This window comes from Neobacillus mesonae (assembly GCF_023715155.1).
GTDB lineage: Bacteria > Bacillota > Bacilli > Bacillales > Cytobacillaceae > Neobacillus > Neobacillus mesonae_A.
This window is the reverse complement of the sequence record NZ_JAMBNQ010000139.1, coordinates 1-257: the sequence shown is the minus strand read 5'-3', so window position 1 is coordinate 257 and position 257 is coordinate 1. Positions and strand designations below refer to the sequence as shown.

Annotated in this window: 1 rRNA gene; it reads left to right on the top strand. The window is 52.1% G+C overall.

Annotated elements, in window-relative coordinates:
• Positions 1-257, top strand: a 23S ribosomal RNA gene (locus M3183_RS26880); the annotation flags it as partial.

Genomic DNA, 257 nt, shown 5'->3' with positions numbered 1-257 from the left:
GTTGATATTCCTGTACCACCACATTATCGTTTGAGTGATGGGGGGACGCAGGAGGATAGGGTAAGCGCGCTGCTGGTCATGCGCGTCTAAGCAGTTAGGCTGGTGAATAGGAAAATCCGTTCACCGTTAGGCTCGAGCTGTGACAGCGAGGGAATTATAGTACCGAAGTTCCTGATTCCACACTGCCAAGAAAAGCCTCTAGCAAGATAATGGGTGCCCGTACCGCAAACCGACACAGGTAGGCGAGGAGAGAATCC